This is a genomic window from Chryseobacterium tagetis, assembly GCF_016735585.2.
In the GTDB taxonomy this organism is placed as follows: Bacteria; Bacteroidota; Bacteroidia; order Flavobacteriales; family Weeksellaceae; genus Chryseobacterium; species Chryseobacterium tagetis.
On the sequence record NZ_JAERSE020000001.1, the window covers coordinates 439,470 to 460,182 of the forward strand.

The 20,713-nt window shown below is 37.3% G+C and carries 9 protein-coding genes; 8 read left to right on the forward strand and 1 reads right to left on the reverse strand.

The features are described 5' to 3' along the window. Nucleotides 1-16: 16 nt before the first annotated feature. Nucleotides 17-7,015, reverse strand: coding sequence for a type I polyketide synthase (locus JI747_RS01975; protein ID WP_225685903.1), 6,999 nt, complete (start codon nucleotides 7,013-7,015; stop codon nucleotides 17-19). Between the two features lie 1,105 nt (nucleotides 7,016-8,120). On the opposite strand from JI747_RS01975, the gene JI747_RS01980 reads away from it, so the two are divergent. From JI747_RS01980 to JI747_RS02015, 8 genes are all read left to right on the forward strand, one after another. Further along, nucleotides 8,121-8,837, forward strand: coding sequence for an NrtR DNA-binding winged helix domain-containing protein (locus JI747_RS01980; protein ID WP_225685904.1), 717 nt, complete (start codon nucleotides 8,121-8,123; stop codon nucleotides 8,835-8,837). 16 nt (nucleotides 8,838-8,853) lie between these two features. Continuing rightward, the gene (locus JI747_RS01985) at nucleotides 8,854-10,338 is read left to right on the forward strand and encodes a xylulokinase (protein WP_225685905.1); all 1,485 of its coding nucleotides are present in this window, start codon (nucleotides 8,854-8,856) and stop codon (nucleotides 10,336-10,338) included. A 111-nt stretch (nucleotides 10,339-10,449) separates the two neighbouring features. Further along, a complete protein-coding gene (gene xylA / locus JI747_RS01990) occupies nucleotides 10,450-11,778 on the forward strand; it encodes a xylose isomerase (RefSeq protein ID WP_225685906.1) in 1,329 nt (442 codons plus the stop codon). Nucleotides 11,779-11,875: 97 nt separating this feature from the next. Next, nucleotides 11,876-14,740: a SusC/RagA family TonB-linked outer membrane protein gene (locus JI747_RS01995; RefSeq protein WP_225685908.1), complete on the forward strand. Its 2,865-nt coding sequence runs from the start codon at nucleotides 11,876-11,878 to the stop codon at nucleotides 14,738-14,740. A gap of 10 nt (nucleotides 14,741-14,750) precedes the next feature. Beyond that, complete coding sequence (locus JI747_RS02000) at nucleotides 14,751-16,688, forward strand: RagB/SusD family nutrient uptake outer membrane protein (RefSeq protein ID WP_225685910.1); 1,938 nt, start codon at nucleotides 14,751-14,753, stop codon at nucleotides 16,686-16,688. Nucleotides 16,689-16,779: 91 nt separating this feature from the next. Next, nucleotides 16,780-17,955, forward strand: coding sequence for a mannonate dehydratase (gene uxuA / locus JI747_RS02005; protein ID WP_225685912.1), 1,176 nt, complete (start codon nucleotides 16,780-16,782; stop codon nucleotides 17,953-17,955). Between the two features lie 50 nt (nucleotides 17,956-18,005). Next, nucleotides 18,006-18,821: an SDR family oxidoreductase gene (locus tag JI747_RS02010; protein ID WP_225685913.1), complete on the forward strand. Its 816-nt coding sequence runs from the start codon at nucleotides 18,006-18,008 to the stop codon at nucleotides 18,819-18,821. Nucleotides 18,822-19,007: 186 nt separating this feature from the next. Further along, nucleotides 19,008-20,699 (forward strand): glycoside hydrolase family 43 protein, encoded by a 1,692-nt coding sequence (locus JI747_RS02015; protein ID WP_225685914.1) that lies wholly within the window; start codon nucleotides 19,008-19,010, stop codon nucleotides 20,697-20,699. Nucleotides 20,700-20,713 lie beyond the last annotated feature (14 nt).

Below are 20,713 nucleotides of genomic sequence, written 5' to 3' on the forward strand. Positions count from 1 at the left end.
CAATTTAAAACAGAGATTACCAGTTAGTTCCAGACATGATTAATACCTGGCTTTCAGTTCCGTATTTTATTTCATTCAGGAAAATTTCCTTGCCTTGTTCCAATGGAATTAAAGAAATTCCTCTTCTTTCATATTCTGTTTCCAGGGTTGCTGAAACCATTCCGGCTCCTTTCCAAGGCCCCCAGTTGATGGAGATTACTTTTCCTTTTAATTTTTTATTTAAAGCATTAGCATAATCGTCTAAAACTGAGTTTGCGGCTGCATAATCGGTTTGACCTTTATTTCCGTACACCGAAGCGATGCTTGAAAATAATACCACAAACTGACAATCGGTACGAAGTTGCTCAGCCAACACACGAAGTGGTTTCACTTTAGTATCGAAAACACGTCCGAAAGAACTTGTTGTTTTTTGCTTGAATAATTTATCTTCCAACAATCCGGCACCGTGAATAACGCCATCTAAACGGTTGTGTTTTTCGTAAATATTGTTGATTAATTCAGATAACCCATTTTCATCGCAAAGGTCTAATGACTGGTAAACAATTGTATTTCCGAGTTGCTCCATATCGCGAATGGTACGCAGAATCTGATTGTTTTTGAAAACTTTTATCGTTTCTTTTTCGATTTCAGCTGGCGAAGTGAATGTTCCGGATTTGATAAGATAGGCTCTTATTTCTTCCTTGGTTTTCATTACTTCTAATTCTTTATATATTGCCTGATTTCTCGGATCTTCGGATCTTCCCACCAAAATATACGTACAAGGATAAGCCTGTGACATATGTTTTGCGAGTTCGGAAGTAATTCCCTGCGCGCCTCCAAGAACCAACACAACAGAATCTTTATCGAGTTGAATTTGTGCTTCGCTCAAACCTGTTGACAACGGTGATGGAATAATATCCACTTTATGCCTCTGATCATTTTTGTAAATCACTTCAGAAGGTTTATCGGTTGATAAAATTTCTTTTAACGCAATTTCTGCGATCTGATCGATTTGTTGAGGAGAAGTTAAGCTGATTAGTCTGCAATTGGTTTGTTCAAATTCACGAGCCAGACTTTTGAAAAGTCCCGGATGTCCTTTATAATGACGCAAAAGAGTAGTGTCCGTCAATTCCTGAACATGAGCCGGAGTATCGGAGATCAAATAGATCCATTTTGCTTTATCAAGATCCATTTTTTTGATTAAATCAACGTGATCGATGATGTTGTGTTTTACAGAAGATGAGAACAGATCAAGGATAATTAATCCGTCAAAATCTGTCAAATCTTTTTCGGTATCTACCAGTTCTGCAATCGCTCCATGTTTTTCAAGCTCTTTTTTGATAGCTAATGTCTGACTGCTTTCATTTTGAGTGATGGCAAAACGTTTTCCCTGTAATATTTCATTATTTTCAATTAAAGAAACGTTAGTGGGAGTCAAGTCGAAACGAAGACGGGATAATGCACTTTGCTCGGGTTCAGAAGGGGCGTTTCCACTCATTTCGTGAATCCATGAAACTAATCCGTTCAGCGTTTTGATTGCTGCTAATTTTTCCATTAAATCATCAGTTTGTTCCATATCACCGCCGAAGCCGATTTTTGTTTTCAAATCACCGATAATTTCCATACGCTTGATGGAATCGATGCTTAAATCTGCCTCCAAATCAAGGTCTAATCCTAACATTTCCTTCGGATAACCCGTTTTATCGCTTACTATATTTAAAATAGCCGTCTGAAGTTCTTCAAGAGAAAATCCAGTCTGAGCTTGAGAATTTGAAGACTGAGTTTCTGTAACTCCAACTTTTTCTGTTGTATTTGATGCGCCTGAATATTCTGTTAACCAGGAAACTAAACCACTTAATGTTTTAATTCCAGCTAACTGTTCCATGATGGTATCTTCATTCGCTGTGTTTGAAGAGAAAGAACCCAGTTCAGCTTTCAGCGTACCAATAATTTCAACTCTTTTAATTGAATCAATACTTAAATCAGCTTCCAAATCCATTTCCATCCCCAACATTTCGTGAGGATAACCCGTTTTATCACTTACAACCTGCAGCAATAATGTTTTGATATCCTTTGTCGGAGCCTGTTTTGCGGGAATGACAACTGTTTTTTCAGCACCGTCATTTGTTGAAGTTGAAACAACAGAAGCAGGGATATTCTGAGTTGGAGAATTTTGAATCGGAGCTTGATAAACAGGAGCCTGATGAACCTGTGGATTCTGTCCTAGGAAGGAAAGCATCACATCACGTTGCGCCTGAATCATCATTTTCATGCTGTTTAAATATTCTTGCAACATACGTTCTGCATTCGTCTGATTTTCAGCGACAGGAGTTTGTGTATTTTGAGTAAAATTGTTCATTTGAAGTGGATTTATAATGGGTAATGCACCATTAACAGGGAGTGAACCTGTCGTGGGATGAGCTGTCTGTCCGTTCACGCGCCAAATGGCAGGACTTTTCTTGTACAATTCTGGCTGATCAATTTGAATGGATTTTGCATTTCGACCATCGAAAAGTTTAGCAATATTAAAGCTTCGACCTGTTCCCAAATATTGGGCAAGTGTTGAAAGAAGGTGTGTTAATTTATTCGTGTTATTATCTTCAACAAATAAAGTTAAATGGTCTTTTTCAAGGCAAGATTTTGTTAATCCTGTCAATACTTTTCCGGGGCCTACCTCGATAAAAATTCTTGCGCCGTCATTGTACATCGCCTGAACTTCTTCCACGAATCTTACAGGTTGAACTAAATGGTCTGTTAGTCTTTCTTTAATGTCAGAAACATTTGTCGGATAGATTTCTGCTGTCGTATTCGACCAAACCGGAATCTGCATTTCGTTGAACGGAACGTTTTCTAAAACAGTTTGATATAAGCCTTTAGATTTCGCCAACAACGGACTGTGGAATGCACAGGCAACTTCCAGTTTTTTTGCTGAAATTCTTTCCTGTTTCAAAACTTCCATTAATTTGTTGATGGCTTCCGTGCTTCCCGCCACCACACATTGAGTCGGAGCGTTGTAATTTACGGGATAGCAACCTTCAACCTGTGCTAAAATCGGCTGTAAATTTTCTCTTGTTGAACTCACCGCAATCATAGAACCCGGATCACCACCTTCAACGGAATTTAAAATAGATTGTGCTCTTTTGATACTTAAATCAACCAGTTTTTCTTCCTCAAAAACGCCAGCGAAACACAATGCCGGTAATTCTCCGTAGCTGTGACCTGCCAACATATCGGGAACAATTCCGATGGATTGTAAGAATTTAGCCAAAGCCAAATCAACAATTCCTAAAAGTGGTTGTGCTAAGCGGGTATCTTTTATCGTTTCTTTTTGTTGTTTTAAAGTTAATTCATCAAATGTTTTTGAAGGGAAAATCACTTTTCCCAATTCAGGATAAGAATCAATTAGTTTTCGCATTTCAGGGAAGGCAACGAATAAATCACGAGCCATATTGATACGCTGACTGCCTTGTCCGGGGAATAAGAATGCTACTTTTCCTTCTTTTTTATTAACAGTAAATGTGTCTTTACTTTCAATTCCTGATAAAGCTAATTCTATGTTCATCATCAAATGTTCAGCTGTATCGGCAACAATACTTAACTGAACCTGTTTTTCTGAACTTGTTGCTAAACTGTAAGCAATATTTTTTAAGGCAATACTGTCATTAACTTCAAGTAAAGATTTAATCTGATTTAATTGAATTTTTGCCTCATCATACGTATCTCCACGGAATACAAATAATTCCGAAGGCCAGGATTGCAACACCGCAGAATCGTCTTGTTTAGGATGATTAGCAATAACGGTATGGAAATTCGTTCCACCAAATCCAAACGCACTGATTCCCGCATAACGGTTTTCCTCGCTCCAAAATCCACTTTCTGCATTGAAAGCAAACGGACTGGTTTGAGCATTATAATAAGTATTTGGATTTTGTAAATGAAGCGTTGGAGGTTTTACACCATGATAAACCGCTAATGAAGCTTTAATTAAACCTGCCAATCCAGCAGCACATTTGGTATGCCCGATCTGAGTTTTAACCGAACCTAGATGCGTTTGTCCCGGCAAAGCTCCCGAACGACTGAATAAATTCGTTAATGCACTTAATTCCGTTTTATCTCCAACAACAGTTCCTGTTCCGTGAGCTTCCACCAATCCAACGGATGCAGGACTGATTCCGGCTTGAGTGTAGGCTCTTTCCAATGCACGAACCTGCCCAATTTTTCTCGGAGCGGTCAATCCAAGTGCTTTTCCGTCACTCGAACCGCCAACACCTTTTATTACTGAATAAATTCTGTCGCCGTCTTTTACAGCGTCTTCATACCTTTTTAATACTAGAATTGCGACACCTTCGCCCAAAGCAATTCCGTCTGCTTCACTGTCGAAAGTCGCACATCTTCCTTTTCTGGAAAGGGCATGGGTGCTGGAAAACATCAGATAATCATTGATGCCGTTGTGTAAATCTGCACCACCTGCCAACACCATATCTGATTTACCTAAAACCAGTTCCTGACAAGCAAGTTCAAGTGCTGCTAAAGAGGAAGCACAAGCCGCATCTACGGTATAATTTCTTCCGCCTAAGTCTAAACGGTTGGTAATTCTTCCCGCAATCACATTCGCTAAAATTCCGGGGAAAGAATCTTCAGTGGTGTGAGGAAAAGCTTCCTTAACCTCTTCATGAAGTTCACCGAAAACCTGTTTGTAAAATCCTCTGAAACTGTAGCTGTTGGCCAAATCATTACCTCCTTCAGCACCGATGATAACAGAAATATTTTCTCTGTTCGTATGTTTTTCACCATACCCTGCATTTTCCATGGCGCGTTTTGCTACCAATAAAGTCAGCAGTTGAGTTGGTTCAATCGCAGCCAGAGATTGTGGCGGAATTCCAAATTCAAGAGGATCAAAATCAATTTTTGGAATAAACCCTCCCCATTTTGAATGGGAAACATCAGCTTCGTTGGAATCCGGTTTATAATATAATTCTTTATTCCATCTTTCGTCCGGAACTTCAGTTACGCTGTCTTTTCCAAGAATAATATTTCTCCAGTATTCTTCCAGATTTTTAGCATCAGGGAAAATACATTCCATACCAACAATGGCGATGTCTAATGGTTTTTCTACGGATACAGGAGTTTCTGATAATTCAGCTTCCTGAATATATTTTTGATTATTAATACTAACATTCTGATGCAGTTCATCAAGCGTAATTACTTTATCATGCATCGTCGCTATCTGACCAATCATGTACATTCCCAAATCCAGTTGATCTTCTTTAGGAATATTGACCAATTGATCACCTTGACGTTCAACGCCTTTTGCAGCAATCCTTAAACGACCGACATTTAATTTTTCGAGTTTTTCCCAAACTTCTTTTTTATCGGTTCCGGCAGCAATTAATTTTGCTTTTTCTTCATTAAAATATTGAGCAAATGAAGTATCTAAACAACGGGTTTCGTGTCCCGGAGCGGTTTCCAATAAAACAGTTTCTTTAGCCTGTAGCGCCTGTACCTGGAATTCCTCCTGAATCGCTCCACAAGAAACTGCTTCTTGCGTATAAAGGTAAGCAGTACCGATTAAAACACCGACTTTCACACCTCTTGCAGCCAACGGAGCAGCCATAATGGAAACAAAAGCCGTTGAAAAATCATTATGAATTCCGCCTGCAAAAAATACACTGATGTTTTCAGGATGGTCTTCTTTTAAAATTCTTTCGATTTGCTTTTCCCAAAGAACCATGCTTGAAAGCGGACCAACGTGACCACCGCATTCACGACCTTCGAATATGAAGTTGGTAGCTCCTTCCTTCAAGAAAATATCTAAAAGGGCAGGAGAGGGAACGTGTAAAAATGTTTTAATTCCTGCTTTTTCAAAAACTTTTGCCTGAGCAGGTCTTCCTCCCGCAATTAAAACAACAGGTGGTTTTGCTTCTAAAATATAAGACGTTTGTTCGTCTCTCAATTCCTGTGGCGCAAATCCTAAAATTCCAACACCCCAGGTTTTTTCTCTGGCTAAATTTTTAGTATCAAATACCAAAGATTTTGCAGCATTACCTTTTAATAAAGATAAAGCAACAAAAGGTAATGCTCCTGCTTCTGCAACTGCATTAGCAAATGCAGGAACGTCGCTCACACGAGTCATCGGACCTTGTGCAATGGGATATTTTAAGTTTAAGTCTTTGGCTAAAATATTTTCTTTATCGATAATTTGAAGTGCTTTTGCCTGTTTCAAATGACCGTACATGGCTTCTTTAAATCCGAAAACTAATTTTTTCAGATTTTTAAAATCTTCATATAGATCGATTGCTAAAGAAATGTCCTGTCCCATAGGAATATAGCTCTTGTTAATGTCAAGATCTGTGAAATATTCCATAAGTTCTTCAGCGGTTATATTTTCCGGTAAAGTAGGGGAGTTGGGTCTTACCAATACTCTATGATTGGCGATAATTTTTGTTTCTGTTCCGTTTAATTTTGAAGAAAGATCCTTGATTTCTTTCGGAACAGAAGTTTCTGGGAACAAAGCAAGCTGGCTGTCCAGTACGATACCCGTTGCTCCAAGAGATTTTGCAGCAGCAGCAGTATGTAGCCCAATTCCGCCCTGTACCCAAACAGGAATGGATTTTATTTCTTTAATCACGCGCTGGAAAAGCACAAACGTAGATTCGTATCCTACCAATCCTCCGGCTTCATTTCCTTTGATGATGATCCCTGTTGCTCCTAATTGTTCGGCTTTTTTGGCATCATCTAAACTGTTGACCTGATAGATGGCGGATTGATTCCAGGAAGGATTTACTGAAATTTGAATTGGTAAAATTACAAATTGTACTTTATCCGAAAAGGTGAGGGATTTTAATCTGGCATTTGAAATATGAATACCATAATAAGGTATATCCGCTTTGTCAAGTAGACTAAGTGATTCTTGTGCGGTCACTAACTCATGTCCTAAACTTAAAACAGGGAATGCACCTGCTTCATGGAGTTTACTGATAAGATTAACATCCGGTTTTTCAAAAGGAGTTAATCCGATAATGGTTAAGTTTTTCATTGTGTTGTTGATATTGAATGATGGAAGGGGACTTTCATAAATAACATCAGATGTATTGTTGTAATCATCGATACTTCATTATGAAGGGATAAAAGTAGTTAATTTTTATTATATTTTCAATGATAAACGATATTTGATAATTATTTTTTAATATGAAATTAAATTTGAGTTTAATTGTCTTTTAATCAGTTTATTATATTTGTTTTTTTTTATCTTTTTCTCGATTGATTATTTTATGATGAAAAATTAAATTTCTGTTAAATTGATGTTATTTGATAATAGAAAGAGGTTTTTCAATGAAATAATCTGTTTTTTTTCAACTAGTAGTGAATAAAATGGCTGATGTAAAAGAATTGTTTTATATTATATTATTAATGATAAAGATAAATTAGTAATAATTTATTAACATAGAAGTAATAGTCTATATACGTGTTGATGTGTATAGTCTATTTTGATCCTTAAAGGGTAAGAATTTTTCGTTTAGTAGGGTAATGTTAACAAATATATAAATAAAAAATAAAATATTTCAATGTTTTGAGACTTGTTTTTAATTTTAAAATATGCGATACGTAAAGATTCATAAAGATTTTGAAAGTTTTACATCTATTAAATATTGTAATTTTTGGTTCTTAAATTTTAACATATTTTAAGTTTATATATGAATTTTTAGGGTTGAGCTTTTTTTGAGAGAAAGATTTATTGATTTTTTAAGTTTCTATTTCCTTTTTTGTAATATTTCCTGTCTTGATATATAAAATGGGTGATTTTTTTGTAATATTTTTATTCATTTTTAGTGTAAAATGATACTTTTTTGTAGAATGTTGAAAAAAATATCAATATTATTTATGAATTTTCTTATCATATTTTTAATGATTAAATAAAAATATATCTCCACCATTTTTTTTTAATCTAAACACCTCTTTTTTAATATTTTCTGAAACATATATCATTTTTTAGATGATAACCTTATCATATTTTTAATGGTATAGTTATCATAAAAAATAGATATGTAAATTACTGATAAGCAGTAGATAATGTTTATTTTATTTTTTTTATTCAACTGAATTTTTATATTTGTCATGTTACGTAAATGTTAACACGCTAGATGGACTCAAACTTTATTCATACGTATGTATCAGTGGATTGTGTTGTTTTCGGATTTGATCACGAAAACCGACTGAATATTTTACTGGTAGAACGCCACCTTGACGAGGAAAGACAAATAAAGCTTCCCGGAAGTTTAATTTTAAGTGATGAAGATGTTGACGATGCTGCCCAAAGAGTTCTTCATGAACTGACCGGGATTAAGAAAATGATCCTGAAGCAATTCAAATGTTTTGCTGATCCTATGAGAGCAAGCAGTCAGGATGACATCAAATGGATGGGGATGGAGTATAAGCATCATATCGATAGAATCATTACCGTAGCTTATCTTTCTCTTTGTAAAATAGATCATAAGATCAACAGTTCAAAGTATAATACGGTAGATTGGTGCCCGATTGATAAGTTGCCGTCTTTACCATTTGACCATAATAAAATTATTAATGAATCATTGATAGAAATAAGAAAATGGATTGAATCTGACTTCTCGATTATTTTTGAGCTTCTTCCTAAAAGATTTACGATCAGACAATTGTATCAGTTGTATAGTGCGCTGAGTGAAAAGTATATTGATATTAAAAACTTCCATAAAAAGATCTCCTCCTTCAATTACATTGTTCCATTGGATGAGATTGAAACCAACGTTTCGCATCGTGCAGCGAGATATTATAAATTCGATGCTAAGATTTATAAAAAGAACAATACTAAACTAATTAAATAATCCCCTTCTTGAAATTATGTATTTACTAGGCTATGATATAGGCAGTTCTTCTGTGAAAGTATGTCTCATTGAGGCATCGAGCGGAAAAGTGATCGCCTCTGAATTTTCTCCTAAAAAAGAGATGAAAATCACTGCGGTTCATCCCGGTTGGGCAGAGCAGAATCCTGTCGACTGGTGGACGAATCTGAAGCTTGCCCATGAAGCCGTAATGCATGAATCCGGAATTCATTCTGAAGACATTAAAGGAATTGGGATTACATGGCAAATGCATGGTTTGATCTTAGTAGATAAAGATCAGAATTTATTAAGACCTTCTATTATCTGGTGTGATAGCCGTGCTGTTCCTTATGGAGAAAAGGCTTTTAAAGAAATTGGAGAAGAAAAATGCCTTTCGCATTTATTGAATTCTCCGGGAAATTTTACTGCTTCAAAATTAGCCTGGGTGAAAGAAAACGAGCCGGAAATTTTTGAAAAGATAGATAAAATAATGCTTCCGGGAGATTATATTGCCATGAGACTTTCCGGAGAGATCGGAATGACGATTGAAGGGTTGTCAGAAGGAATTTTCTGGGATTTTAAAAATAACTGTATCTCGGAAGATGTGATTAATTATTATGGAATTCCTAAGAGCTTTTTCCCTGAAATTATCCCGACTTTTGGGATTCAGGCGACGGTTTCTGCGACAGCGGCTCAGGAATTAGGATTAAAAGAAGGAACTCCAATTTCTTACCGAGCAGGAGATCAACCTAATAATGCATTGTCATTAAATGTTTTCAATCCGGGAGAAATTGCTTCTACAGCAGGAACTTCAGGGGTTGTGTACGGAGTTTTGGATAAACTGGATTATGATAAATTGTCAAGGGTAAATACTTTTGCGCACGTAAATCATACTGAAAAGCTGACCAGACTGGGAGTGTTGCTTTGCATCAACGGAACTGGGATTTTAAATTCCTGGTTAAAGCACAATTTCGCGACTTCATTATCTTCTTACGGAGATATGAATGATCTGGCTTCACTTTCTCCAGTAGGGGCAAAAGGATTAAGCATCATTCCTTTTGGAAACGGAGCGGAAAGAGTATTGGAAAATAAAGAAACCAACTGCTCAATCCACGGAATTAATTTCAACATCCATACAAAAGGAGATATCCTGCGCGCTGCACAAGAGGGCATTGTTTTCTCTTACGAATACGGAATGGATATCATGAGAAATATCGGAATGGATATTCAGGTCATTCGTGCGGGAAATGCCAATATGTTTTTAAGTTCAATTTTCAGAAAATCACTTGCCGGGGTGAGCAATGCGGTTATTGAGCTTTATGACACAGACGGAGCAGTAGGTGCTGCGAGAGCTGCGGGAATGGGAATAGGGTTTTATGCAGATTCTAAGGAAGCTTTTGCTTCTCTTGAGAGAATTGCTGTGATAGAACCCCAGTTAGAAAAACGAGAACAATATCTGGAAGCCTATTCAAGATGGAAACAGCATCTTAAAGAAATAATCTAAAAACAACTACAACGGAAATTTTCCATTGCACTTATTGACTCTTTTGAATCAATGAGTAGGGGATTCTTACCCTCAATTTTAAAAGAAAATTAAAAATTAAAACAATTATATATGAACACTTTAACAGGTACAAAAGAGTTTTTTACAGGTATCGACAAAATCAAATTTGAAGGAAAAGAAAGCAGAAATCCTTTAGCTTTCAGATATTATGATGCGGAAAGAATTGTTATGGGAAAACCTATGAAAGACTGGACGCGTTTTGCAATGGCTTGGTGGCATACATTATGTGCTAACGGAAGCGATCCATTTGGTGGACCTACGATCCATCATCCTTGGGACATCGGGAATGATGCGGTAACAAGAGCAATGCATAAAATGGATGCAGGTTTTGAATTTATGTCTAAAATGGGATTCAATTACTATTGTTTCCATGATATCGACTTGGTAGATCCTGCAAACAATTGGAAAGAGTATGAAAAAAATCTTCAGGCGGTTGTAGACTATGCAAAACAAAAGCAACAGGAAACGGGAATTAAGCTTTTATGGGGAACTGCAAACGTTTTCACGCATGAAAGATACATGAATGGAGCTTCTACGAATCCAAATTTTGATGTGGTGGCTTGTGCGGCTACTCAGGTTAAAAACTCTATCGATGCAACGATTGCTCTTGGAGGTGAAAATTATGTTTTCTGGGGAGGCAGAGAAGGATATATGAGTCTTCTAAACACTGATATGAAGCGTGAAAAAGATCATTTGGCGCGTTTTCTTTCAATGTCCAGAGATTATGCCCGTCAACAAGGTTTCAAAGGAACTTTCTTGATTGAACCAAAACCCATGGAGCCTACAAAGCACCAGTACGATTATGATTCTGAAACAGTAATCGGTTTCTTGAGACATTACGGATTAGATAAAGATTTTAAATTAAATATTGAAGTGAACCACGCGACTTTGGCTGGACACACTTTCGAGCATGAGCTTCAGGCTGCTGTAGATGCAGGGCTTTTAGGAAGCATTGATGCGAACAGGGGAGATTACCAGAATGGTTGGGATACGGATCAGTTCCCGGTAGATTATTATGATATGGTTCAGGCTTGGTTGGTGCTTCTTCCGGCGGGAGGTTTAGGGAATGGTGGAGTCAATTTCGATGCTAAAATCAGAAGAAACTCTATTGATCCTGAAGATTTGTTCATCTCTCACATTTCAGGGATGGATGTTTTTGCAAAAGGTCTTTTGGCTGCTGCAGATATTCTTGAAAATTCAGATTACAAGAAATTAAGAACAGATCGTTATGCATCTTTCGACAATGGTAATGGAAAAGCTTTTGAAGATGGTACTCTTACATTGGAAGATCTTCAGAGAATTGCCCATGAGATTGGAGAACCACAACCAAAAAGCGGAAAGCAGGAATTGTTTGAAGCTATTGTGAATATGTATATCTAATAAAAAAATAAAAAGGCTGTTAAACACTAAGGATTTTTTATAAATCATAATTATTACTGGCCTTTTTATTCAACCCTAATATTTAAAAATAATAATTATGAGCCGATTTAATTTTGGTAGTAACAAGGCTGCATTGTTTTTTGCGATGGCTTTGTTACCTTCAGGCATAGTTTATTCCCAGACAAAAAAAGATACTGTAGAGAAGGAGAAGAAGATTGAGGAGGTTGTTTTGATTGGATATGGGAAGCAGAGAAAAGAAGCAATAACAGGATCTGTAGCTTCTGTAAAAGGAGATGTAGTGAGAGAAGTTCCTTCTGCAAACGTGAGCCAGGCGTTGCAGGGAAGAGTGGCCGGAGTTGATATTGCACAGACCTCCAGTAAACCTGGAGCAGCCATGCAGATTAGAATTAGAGGAACAAGATCTCTTACGGCAGATAACAATCCGTTGATTGTATTGGACGGTATTCCTTTTCCGGGATCTATAACGGATATAAGCCCGAACGATATCCAGAGTATGGATATTCTGAAAGATGCTTCTGCAACGGCAATCTATGGATCGAGAGGAGCGAACGGGGTTATTTTGATTACTTCTAAAACAGGTAGAAAACGCCAGAAAGCTACATTTAGTTATAATACGTATACAGGTATTTCAACGGTATTTTCTAAATATCCGATGATGAGTTCTGAGAAATTTATTAAACTTCGTCAGGATGCGGGAATGTTTACACAATATGGTCTTGATGAATCTAATAATGTGAATACAGATTGGCAGGATTTAATGTATAAAAACGGAATCGTTACCAACCATGATATCGGAATTTCCGGAGGAACAGAGAAAAGCTCTTACAATTTTGGATTTAGCTATTATAACGAAAAATCTGTTTTGCCGGGGCAGGGTTTCGAAAGATTTAATGTAAGAGGAAGTCTGGATCAGGATTTAGGAAGTCTTTTTCGTATTGGAATGACTACGAATAACGCCTATTCTGTAAATACGGGAAGTAATCTAGGCTTATATAATACTTTAAGTGCAACTCCTATTGCTAATCCTTATAATTCAGACGGAACTTTGAAACAGAGAATTGTAATGTCTGCTGATACTCAATATGTATATACAAGAGAAGGAATTAAAAATCTGGGAGATGCTTGGGTAGATAAATCTTTGGCTTTCAGTTCGTATAATAACTTTTTTGGTGAATTTAAGTTTCCTTGGATTAAAGGATTGACTTTCAGAAGCAATATCGGTTTAAACTTTAAATCATCAAATTCAGGACAATATACAGGGGAAGGAATATTTAGTTCGGAAGCAAATACGGCGTCGACTGCTACAGTCAGCAATTCATGGATGACCCATTGGGTGAATGAAAATATTTTAACCTACGACAGGACTTTTGAAGGAAAGCATAAGGTGAATGTTGTTGCCTTGCAATCGCAGGAACAGACTAATTATCATGCTTCAAGTATAACAGCATTAGATATACCTGCAGATGCTTTTCAGTTTTATAATTTAGGATTGGCAGAAGGAGAAGTTAAAATTGATCCTGCAAAGCAAACGTATTATAAAAAAGGATTAAGATCATGGATGGGTCGTGTGATGTACGACTATGACAGCCGTTATATGTTTACTGCGACCATAAGAGGAGATGGTTCCTCGGTGTTGGCTCCGGGTCATAAATGGAATATTTATAACGCATTTTCTGTAGGTTGGAATATTGCCAATGAATCTTTCTTAAAGGATTCTAAATATGTAAGCACCCTAAAACTTCGTTTAGGATATGGTGAAACTTCAAATCAGGCTGTATCTCCGTATCAGACATTAGGGCAATTATCTACAAGTCCTTATAACTTTGGTGGCGATTATGCTTTAGGATATTATACATCACTATTGCCAAACTCTAATTTGGGATGGGAATTTTCTGAAACATGGAACTACGGTTTGGACTTTGGTTTCTTCAATAATAGATTGACCGGTACTTTCGAATATTATAAAACCGATACCAAGAACTTACTGCAATATGTACAGCTTCCTTCAACTTCCGGAGCAGACAGCTATTTAGGAAACGTAGGATCTACACAGAATAAAGGTTTTGAACTGTCCCTTAACGGATCTATAATTAACAACAGCAATGGCTTTTCTTGGGATCTAGGATTCAATCTTTATTCCAATAAAAATAAAATTACTTCACTGGCTTCAGGAGCAACAAGAGACGAATCTAACTGGTGGTTTGTAGGACATTCCATAAACTCTATTTATGACTATCAGTACGTTGGTCTGTGGCAGCAAGGAGATCCTTATCTTCAGCAGTATGAACCTGGTGGAAATGTGGGAATGATCAAAGTGTTATATACAGGTGGATATAATGCAGACGGATCACCGGTAAGAGCAATTAATGCATCAGACAGGCAGATCATGAATGCAGACCCTGATTTTCAGGGAGGATTTAATACCCGTGTAGCCTATAAGAACTGGGATCTTAGCATTGTGGGAGCATTTAAGAGCGGTGGTATTTTGATCAGTACATTATACGGTAACTCAAGTTATTTAAATATGATGAACGGGCGTAGAAATAACGTAGATGTAGATTACTGGACTCCGGAAAATACAGGTGCTTACTATCCAAAACCAGGAGGGATCGAAAGCAGCAACAATCCTAAATATGGAAGTACACTGGCTTATTTTGATGCATCTTACGTGAAATTAAGAACCATTACCATTGGATATAACTTTACTCAGGGATTTATCAAAAAAGCAGGCATCTCTAAACTAAGAGTGTATGCAACAGTGACAAATCCGTTTGTATTGTACTCACCGTACCATAAGCAGACAGGAATGGATCCTGAAACAAACTCGTACGGTAACGAAAACCAGGCGGTTTCAGATGTTTATAAAAGTAGATTCTTAACGATTGGTACCAATACACCTTCTTTAAGAAATTATATGATCGGTTTAAATTTAACATTCTAAAATTCAGTTCATGAAAAAATTAAGAATATTAGCAAATGTTGCTATAGTTGCCTTGGCGATGTCAAGCTGCTCAGATCTTTTAGATGAAACACCGCGTACCAGTTTTACGCCGGAATATTATAATACAGCAGACGGAATCAATAGTGGAATTGTATCATTATATGCAGATATGCGTTATATCTATGGAAATGGATATTGGCTGAATGCATGCGAAACCGGTACAGACGAATATACTTATGGTCATGGAGCCGATGCGAACTACAAAGATCTGGATTTAACAGGAGTTGGGCAGATCACACCTTCCAGCAGTAGATCAGACGTATTATGGAACAATACATTCAGAAATATCAATACTTCAAATGGGATTTTGGAAAAAGGTCCGGGAATTGGAGTTGCCGGAAGTTTATTGGCTGAAGCAAGCTTTTTCAGAGGGTTTGATTATTTTAATCTTGTTCAGACATTTGGGGGAGTACCTTTAGATCTAGGTTCAGGAGAATTGGCTTACAATATTACTCCGTCAAGATTATCAAAAAGAAATACAGTATCCGAAGTATATACAAAAGCCATATTTCCGGATCTTTTAAAAGCAATATCGGACTTACCTGCCTCTCCGAGATTAACGGGAACTGTAACGAAAACCACAGCAAGACTATTTTTGGCAAAAGCATATCTTTCATATGGTTGGTGGTTACAGAATCCTAATAATATCCCTACCTATCCGGAAGTAGCCAGAGTTGATCCGAACGGTCACGATGCACAATGGTATTTTCAACAGGCTTATACCGTAGCCCTTGAAGGAATCAATAACCCTGGAATTTACGCTTTGCAATCTACTTACTATGATGTGAACCTTGGTAGTAATGACAGAAATAAAGAAATGATGCTGTATGCAGATCACACAGAATCTAGTGAATATTATGATGGTTCCAGCCATTCTTACAATACAGGAGCTTCTCCCGGAAATTTCGCAGCTTGGATGGTGACTTGGGATTATACATTCCTGGAAAGTTCTCAAAATGCACAATGGGGAGGAACAAGTATCAGATCGGTTCAGAGAGAAGCTGCACAAGCATACGGAAGACCGTGGAAATGTATGGCTCCTCCAATTGAAGTATTTAAAAATACCTTTGCGGATAAAACACTAGACTCCAGATATGATGGAACATTTGCCTCTGTTTTAAGAGGAAATTGGAATAAAGCCGGGATTACCAATCAGACACTCTATAATGCCAATGGTTTACCTGTAAAACAGGGAGATGCAATCCTTACTTTCTTAAATGAAGAGCCCGCTACGGCAATTGATTATTCAAACACGACTTACAAAAGCAATGTAGGAGCAGGTGTATTGCCGGGAAGAGCAGACTATGTGGTTTCTCCGAACGGGATCAGCAGATATATGTGGCCAAACCTTTGGAAGATTGGAACGTACAGAACAGATAACGGAACCGGACTTGGACAGCCCAATGGAGGAATTACCCGCCCTTTCCCGATTGCGAAATTCTCAGAACTTTATTTTGTAGCTGCTGAAGCTGCTGTAAAAGGAGCAAGCGGGGCAATGTCGGCAAGAGATCTTATCAATGTAATCAGAGCAAGAGCCGGAAAATGGAGATGGAGCAACAACGGAAATGTGATTAAAACAGAAGATAACAGTGCTGCTATGATAGCTGCAACGCCTTCTACAATCACTATTGATTACATTCTTCAGGAAAGATCAAGAGAATACTTCGGAGAAGGATTAAGATGGCACGATTTGGTAAGAACGCAGAAATGGGGAGATGTAGCCAAAACATATTCGATTTCAGGAACAGCAGTAGGAGCTCATACTCCGCAAACGTATACAAGAACAATCCCGAATTATTTATATCTGAGACCTATTCCGCAAAGCCAGATGGAAAGGTTGGATTTAAGTGGAGCAGAATTGGCAGCCTACCAAAATCCGGGATATTAAAAATAACACTTATATTTTCACATTCATATTAAAAACAAAGTGGGAGACTCGGCCCTCCTGCTTTGTTTTAATTTAAAATTTTAAAAAAGTTATGGAAAAAACATGGCGTTGGTTTGGCAAAAAAGATAAGATTACCCTAAAAATGCTTCATCAGATTGGGGTTGAAGGTATTGTTTCAGCACTTCATGACGTTACCAATGGAGAAATCTGGCCTTTAGAAGCCATCAATGAATACAAAAGCTATATTGAAAGCCACGGATTACGTTGGTCGGTTGTAGAAAGCCTTCCGGTAAGCGAAGCCATCAAATATGGAGGTGAAAACAGAGATCAGTTAATTGAAAATTATATTCAGAGTCTCGAAAACTTAGGCAAAGCAGGTGTTACAACTGTTTGCTACAACTTTATGCCGGTACTGGATTGGGCAAGAACAGATCTTTTACATGAGTGGGAAGACGGTTCCTCATCATTGTATTTTGATAAAGCTAAATTTGCCTATTTCGAAATCCACATCTTGGAAAGAAAAGGAGCAGAGCAAGACTACACTCCGGAAATTCTTGCTAAAGTTGAACAATTAAAAAAGACCATTACAGAAGACGAAAAAAATGATTTAATTGATTCAATCATCGTTAAAACACAAGGTTTCGTTAATGGAAACATCAAAGAAGGAGATCAGAATCCTGTTGCCATTTTCAAAAGTTTACTTGCTTTATATGATGGAATAGATAAAGATCAGCTTCGTCAGAATATGAAATATTTCCTCGAAAAAATAATGCCGGTCTGCGAAGAATGGAATATGCAAATGTGTGTGCATCCCGATGATCCGCCGTTTTCATTATTAGGTTTACCAAGAATTGTCACTTGCGAAGAAGACATCGACTGGTTTTTGAATGCCGTAGACAATCCCCACAACGGACTGACTTTTTGTACAGGTTCATTGAGCGCAGGATTACAAAATGACGTTCCAAAATTGGCTCAGAAATTTGCTTCCCGTACCAAGTTTGTACATCTCAGAAGTACCAATGTTTTTGAAAATGGAGACTTTATCGAAGCCAATCACTTAGAAGGCAGAGGAAAAATCATCGAAGTGATCAGAATATTCGAAAAAGAAAACCCAACACTTCCGATGCGTATTGATCACGGGCGTTTATTAACGGACGATATCGGCAAAGGATACAATCCGGGATATTCATTCTTAGGAAGAATGCTTGCTCTTGGACAGATAGAAGGCGTAATTGCAACTGTACAAAACGAGTTTTCAAATCAATAGAATCTGGTTTAAAAATTATCAATCATCGATTATCATAATCAATTGAAAAAATGAACGAAATATTCAGCATACAAGATAAAGTAACAGTGATTACAGGAGCTTCGGGAGTTTTAGGAGGGACTTTGGCGAAAAGTTTCATCAAAGCGGGAGCAAAAGTAGTGGCTTTAGGAAGAAATCAGGAAACCTTGGATGTCCGTGTCAAAGAACTGACAGAATCAGGTGGTGATGCATTTGCTGTGGAAGCCAATGTAATGAACATTGAAAGTTTAGAATCGGCCTCTCAAAAAATCATTGAAAAATACGGTAAAATCGACATTCTTTTAAATATCGCAGGCGGAAATATTCCCGCAGCAACCTTATCTCCCGAACAATCCTTTTTCGATATGAATATGAACGGATGGGATGAGGTGACTGATCTCAACATCAATGGAACCGTTTATCCAAGCTATGTTTTCGGAAAAGTGATGGCCGAAAACGGGAGCGGAAGTATTGTCAATATTTCTTCAATGGCGGCTTATTCAGCGATTACAAGAGTAGTCGGATATTCGGCCGCAAAATCTGCAATTACCAATTTTACTCAATGGTTGGCTTCAGATTTAGCTTTGAAATATGGAGATAAAATCCGAGTGAATGCCATTGCTCCGGGATTTTTCATTGGAGATCAGAACCGGGCAATTTTACTGAATCCGGATGGCTCATTAACTGACAGAAGTAAAAAGGTGATCGCAAAAACTCCGATGGGACGTTTCGGCGATGCAGAAGAACTGAACGGCGCAGTACAGTTCCTTTGTTCAGATGCAGCAAGCTTCATTACAGGTGCTTTGCTTCCGATTGACGGAGGTTTCAGCGCTTTCAGCGGAGTTTAAAAAAGTACAATCAGTTTTATATAGTTAGTGAACGAGGTCATTCATTTTTTGCTTGACTTGGCCTTGTTTTTTTCAGGTTTGAATTAAATCTATTTCACTTATTTCAACGTAAAAATGAAAGGTTATCAAGAAATAAGTGATTTTAAATGTAACCTAAATTTTCCTTACTTATAATCGTAAAATACTATGAGGACTTATCTTACAAAATCTTTATTTGCAGCGGCTGTCTTATTTTTATCCGAAAATAACTCAGCTCAGATTTTCTCAGATTTTACCTATAAAGGAAACGATAAAATATACACGGAAAATCCCCTCAAAGAAGATGAATTTTATTCCCCGATTTTGCAAGGGTGTTATCCGGATCCCAGTATTACCAGAAAAGGGAATGATTATTATCTGGTAAATTCTTCATTTTCAATGTTTCCCGGTGTTCCAATTTTTCATTCAAATGATTTGGTCAACTGGAAACAGATGGGGCATGTATTAGACAGACCGTCACAATTAAAAGTGCAAACAGCAGGACTTTCAGAAGGAATCTATGCTCCCGATATTAAATACAACAAATACAACGATACGTTTTATATGATTACCACGCAGATTGCCAGTGGAATCGGAAATATGGTTGTAAAAACAAAAGATCCAAAAAAAGGGTGGAGTGAAGTTCAGAAACTGAATTTTGACGGAATTGATCCCTCTATCTTTTTCGATGATGACGGAAAAGCATACATTGTTCACAACGATGCTCCTCCAAAAGGAACCGAACAGTACAGTGGTCACAGAGTGATTAAAATTTGGGAATATGATCTGCAAAAAGATCAGGTGATTGCAGGTTCAGATAAAATTATTGTCAATGGTGGAGTAGATATTACTCAAAAACCGATCTGGATTGAAGGACCACATTTATACAAGAAAAACGGAAAATATTACTTAATGTGTGCAGAAGGCGGAACAGGAGGCAATCACAGTGAAGTTATCTTTATGAGTGACAGTCCGAAAGGTCCGTTTATTCCGGCTGGGAATAATCCTATTTTAACCCAGAGATATTTTCCTAAAGACCGAAAAGACAAAGTGGATTGGGCAGGTCATGCCGACTTGGTAGAAACTCCCGATGGGAAATATTACGGTGTTTTCTTGGCGGTTCGTCCCAATGAAAAAAACCGCGTGAATACGGGGAGAGAAACCTTTATTCTTCCCGTTGACTGGAGCGGAACGTATCCTGTTTTTCAGAACGGTTTGGTTCCGATGAAATCTAAATTAAAAATGCCGGATGGTGTTAAAAATCTAACACAGCAAAACGGTTATTTTCCCAATGGAAATTTCACTTTTACAGACAATTTAAAAAACTCTTCATTGGACGATCGATGGATTGCGATGAGAGCGCCTAAAGAAAACTTTATTTCTTTAACTAAAAATGGCGTGAAAATCAATTCTTTTTCTACAAACATTAAAGCAAAAGCTCCTGTGTCGGCTTTATTTCACAGACAGCAACATGCCTCTTTTGAAACGACAGTAAGCTTAGATTTTAAACCGAAATCAGAAAAAGATTTGGCGGGAATTACTTGTTATCAGAATGAAAAATTCAATTATGTCTTTGGAATTACTAAAAAAGACAAAGATTTCTACATCGTTCTGGAAAAAACTGAAAAAGGAAACTCAACCCTAATTTCAAGTGAAAAAATTTCACTTTCAAAAAATATACAGCTTCAGGTTGTTGCCAATGGAGATGATTATCAGTTCAATTATTCATTGGATGGCAAAAATTTCAGTTCTCTTGGAGGTCATGTTTCCGGAGATATTTTATCAACAGATGTTGCAGGTGGTTTTACAGGAAGTCTGATTGGATTGTACGCAACTTCTTCAAATGATATTAAATTATAATAATTCAGAAAATC